Source organism: Gordonibacter sp. (assembly GCF_036667095.1).
Classification (GTDB): Bacteria; Actinomycetota; Coriobacteriia; order Coriobacteriales; family Eggerthellaceae; genus Gordonibacter.
In genome coordinates, this window is the sequence record NZ_JAVWUP010000193.1 from 1 (window position 1) to 4,326 (window position 4,326).

3 protein-coding genes and 1 tRNA gene are annotated in these 4,326 nt (G+C 58.1%); 3 read left to right on the forward strand and 1 reads right to left on the reverse strand.

Features of this window, described 5'->3' with window-relative positions:
- Positions 1–101 precede the first annotated feature (101 nt).
- Positions 102–176, reverse strand: a tRNA-Asn gene (locus RR842_RS12205).
- A 380-nt stretch (positions 177–556) separates the two neighbouring features.
- Between RR842_RS12205 and RR842_RS12210 the strand changes: the two genes are divergently transcribed.
- The 3 genes from RR842_RS12210 (at position 557) to RR842_RS12220 (ending at position 4,163) form a co-directional block, all read left to right on the forward strand.
- Entirely contained in the window at positions 557–2,737 is a 2,181-nt protein-coding gene (locus RR842_RS12210) for a DNA topoisomerase (RefSeq protein WP_332729911.1), read from the forward strand.
- Between the two features lie 37 nt (positions 2,738–2,774).
- The gene (locus RR842_RS12215; RefSeq protein ID WP_332729912.1) at positions 2,775–3,668 is read left to right on the forward strand and encodes a YafY family protein; all 894 of its coding nucleotides are present in this window, start codon (positions 2,775–2,777) and stop codon (positions 3,666–3,668) included.
- A 75-nt stretch (positions 3,669–3,743) separates the two neighbouring features.
- Positions 3,744–4,163 (forward strand): pyridoxamine 5'-phosphate oxidase family protein, encoded by a 420-nt coding sequence (locus RR842_RS12220; RefSeq protein WP_332514140.1) that lies wholly within the window; start codon positions 3,744–3,746, stop codon positions 4,161–4,163.
- Positions 4,164–4,326 lie beyond the last annotated feature (163 nt).

Here is a 4,326-nt window from a genome sequence, read left to right on the forward strand (position 1 = left end):
ATCCAAAGAGCCCATCCTCGCTCCCCCATTCCCCACTGCCAGCACCTCTGCCTAAACACGCAAAGGGACCCGACGCTATGCCGGGTCCCTTGATTCGCTTATGGCTCCCCGGGTAGGATTCGAACCTACAACCCTTCGGTTAACAGCCGAATGCTCTGCCGTTGAGCTACCGAGGAATGTGCCTGCGTTCTTGTCTCCGAACGCGCAAGTGAAGATTATACCGGAATGCAGCCTTTGCGCAAGACCGAATTTTGCCGTGTTTTCAAGTTTCAGGGGAAAGCAGCCGAAAGCACCGCTCCAGCCCGTATCGTATCCCCCGTTTTCCGACTTGCTTCCTAGTGGAACATGCATGTCGCCGCCAACTCCCCATTCCCTGCGCGACCCAGTCCCTGCGCAATCAACCCGCGGTCCCTGCGCGGTCCCTGCGCCGCTTCGAGGAATGCCTTCGGCAAGAAAGCTTTATTGAAGAAACCACGCCTTGCACTATAATGGGCAGTTCCGAAAACCGGAAGCGCTACCGCGCCCGCCCCCTCGACTCTCCCCGAAGGAACCGCCCGTGATCGTCATCTACGCCGAGAAACCCTCCCTGGGACGCAAGATCGCCGAAGCGCTCGGCGCCAAGCGCAAAGGTACCGGGTTCATGAGCGGCATGGGCAAATCGGGCGAAGAGATATTCGTCACCTGGGGGTTCGGGCACATGGGCGGGCTGGTGTACCCCGAGGCGTACGACCCGCGCTACAAAAGCTGGCAGGCGCGTCCCTGCCCGTTCATCCCTGACGAGTACCGCATAGCCCCCCAGCCCGACCGCGGGGTGGAGGCACAGCTGGCTGTGGTGGCCGACGCGTTCAAGCCGGGCAACACCGTCATCTGCGCCACCGACGACGACCGCGAGGGCGAGCTCATCTTCGCCTACGTATGCGAGCTCATCGGCTACGAGGGGCCCTACCAGCGCGTGAAGATAGACTCGCTCACCACCGGCGGCATCCGCCGTGCCTTCGGCGCGCTCATCGACGGGGCCGCGCGCAAGGACATCGTGGCGGCCGGACGAGCCCGCGCCATCGCCGACTGGGTGGTGGGTATCAACCTGACCTGCGCGAGTACGCTGCATTTCATGCGCGGCAAGAGCAAGACCATGAGCGTCGGCCGCGTGCAGACGCCCACGCTGGCCATGATCGTGGAGCGCGAGCTGGCCATCCAGAACTTCCAGGGCAAGTCGCTTTTCACCCCCACCGCCACGGTAACCATGCCCGATGGCGAGACATACACCGCCAAAAGCGAATCGGGCTCCACCGAAGACGAGAGGGCGGCCAAAACGCTGCTTGAGCGCGTACGGGGCTGCGACCTCAAGGTGGACAACCTCGAAACCAAGGAAAAGCGCACGAACCCGCCGCTGCTCTACTCCCAAACCACCCTGCAAATGGATGCGAACAAAAAACTCGGCTACACCGCCCAGCAGACGCTCGACTGCTCGCAGGAACTCTACGAACAGGGCTTCATCACCTACCCGCGTACCTCGAGCCAATACTTAACAAGCGACATGGCCCCCACCGTCCACAAGGTGCTGGAAATCCTCGGCCGTTGCGAGCGCTACAAGCGTTTCGTGGCGGGAGCCTCTCTGGAGAACTTCCCGTCAAGCACCTGCAACGATGACAAGGTGGAATCCCACTTCGCCATTGTCCCTACCGGCAAGATTCCCCAAGGGGCCTCCCCTGCCGCGGTCGACCTTTACGACCTTATTGCGAAGTCGCTCATTCGCCTGTACTACCCTGCCGCCTTGGTGGAGGAGACCACGGCCACCCACCACGCCGTGACCACACCAGCGTGCCCCGTGGTGCAAAGCGGACAGGTCGCGGTCGGCTGCACGGTGCTGGCAGCGAGCAGCGAGCCGGAGCGCTTCGTGGCGCGCGGCACCATCATTCGCCGCAAAGGCTGGTGGGCGGTAGACGCCATGCCCAAGCGCGAGAAGGACACGCTCCCGCCCATCGAGGAAGACCATGCCTACCCCGCCACCTTCGAAGTGCGCAAGACCGAGACGAAACCTCCCAAACGCTACACGGACGAGACGCTGGTATCCGCCATGAAGTCGGCCGGCAAGTCGCTTGAGGACGAGGACTACAAGGAAATACTCTCCGACCCGCGTCACATGGGCATCGGCACCGATGCCACCCGGGCGGGCATCATCGAGACGCTCGTAGGCCGCGGCTTCATCGAGCGCAAGAAGAAGCAGATCCACGCCACGCCCTTCGGCATCCAGGTTATCAAGACACTGCCCATCGACGACCTCAAAAGCGCCACCCTCACCGCGCAGTGGGAACAGCGTCTCAAGGCCGTCGAGAGCGGCACCGACGACATGGAGCAGTTCGTGCGCGACATCGAAGAGCAGACACGTCGCTGGTGCGAAAGCGTCAACCAGGCCACAGGCGTAATCGTCACGCTCAAAGAACCCGACCCCGAACTCGTCGGGGCCACCTGTCCGCTTTGTGGCGCGCCCCTGCGTTTCACCACAGCCGGAGTGGGCTGCGCCGCCTTTCCGTTCACCCAATGCGCGTTTACCATCTGGAGCAAGGTCGCCCAAAAACAACTCACCAAAAACCAAATGGCGACCTTGGCCGTCAAAGGGAAAACGCCCGTACTCAAAGGCTTCATCAGCAAGAAAGGCGAGAAGTTCGACGCAGCCCTCGTCGTCGACACGAAAACCGGCCGCACCACGTTTAGCTTCCCGCCACGCGAAGGGTAAGGCTGCTGTCAAAACAGGTAAAGCGAGGTAAGCGATCATGCAGATCAACCGGTTATTCGAGATGGTATACCTACTGCTCGACAAGAAAAAAATGACCGCAAAAGAACTGGCAGAGCATTTTGAGGTCTCTTCGCGCACCATCTACCGCGACGTGGAGCTTCTTTCTTCGTCAGGCATCCCCCTTTATGCAACCAAGGGCAAAGGCGGAGGCATTGCACTGCTTCCCGATTTCGTGCTGAACAAAACCGTGCTTACCGACGAGGAAAAGGCAGAGGTACTTTCAGCGCTTCACGCTATGAGCGCAGTGAATGCCGAGCAAGCCACTACCGCGCTTGCCAAACTATCCTCCCTTTTCGGAAACACGAACAGCGATTGGGTTGAGGTGGATTTTTCCAGCTGGATACCTGCCGAAGAAGAAGCTGCGGTTTTCGCAACACTCAAAAAAGCTGTCATCAAAAAACAGCGCGTCACGTTTTCCTACCACAGCCCCCAGGGCAGCACTTCCCGAGACGTTGAGCCGCTAAAGCTTTGCTTCAAGGAAAAAAGCTGGTACCTCTACGCTTACTGCCTACTGCGCGGCGACTACCGATTCTTCAAACTGCGCCGCATCAAGCAGCTCGCCCTACTCACCAACCACTTCGAGCGCACCGCGCCCCTGAAGGCATGCGTTGGCAATCCGGGCTTTCGAGACGAGTTCGTCACCATCACGCTGCGGTTCTCGAAAGAGATGGCCTATCGCGTTCTTGACGAATTCCCCTCCTACGAGGAACTGCCCGATGGAAGACTTCTTGCAAAACTTACCATGCCGAGGGGCGCGGTCATATGCCACCATCTTGCCTCATATGGAAGACACTGCGAAGTTCTTGAACCACAAGATATTCGCCAGCTCATGAAAGAGCATCTAGAAAATACCCTGAGTCTTTATGCTTAATATGACAGACAGTTGTCAAGTAAATCTCGCTATCCTTAACGTTGTTGTTTCAACCTCGATTAAGGAGATCAGGTAATGGACTACCTCAGCGAATTCAAACGTATGATGGCGGAGCAATCGGAAATAGCGCTTGCGACTACCGCAGAAGATGGTCCCAATGTCCGCATAGTCAACTTCTACTACGACACGAATTGCAAAGTGCTCTATTTCATCAGCTTCCAAGACAATCAAAAAGTAAGTGAAATCGAACAACATCCCGCGGTTGCATTCACGACACTTTCTAGGGCCGGCGAGGAACACGTGCGCGTCAAGAACGCGACCGCACGCATCAGTCCGCTTGCCCCCGAAACATTACAGGAGAAATTCCTCGAAAAGCAACCGGGGCACCTCGTGGGCATTCCTGAGGTTCTTCCCGCCTTAGTGGTGCTTGAGGTCACCTTCGCCCAGGCAGACGTAGTGCTCGACTTCGAACATGAGGGCGCGATAGTTCTTTAAGATTCTCAGAATGAACCTTATTGAAATACCCTTCTTCCTTTCACCAACCACCAGAACCCCTATCACCTACAAAACGAGCGCTTGCTGATAGTTGCAGTGAGTGCTCGTAGGTAAACTTAGATACCCAGCGAGAGTTGCTCGATACAGCACGCTAGAAGCCTCC

Bases quoted from the DNA above. Each gene is read 5' to 3' on its own strand.
- RR842_RS12215 (WP_332729912.1), top strand. From the start codon at position 2,775: ATGCAGATCAACCGGTTATTCGAGATGGTATACCTACTGCTCGACAAG.
- RR842_RS12220 (WP_332514140.1), top strand. From the start codon at position 3,744: ATGGACTACCTCAGCGAATTCAAACGTATGATGGCGGAGCAATCGGAA.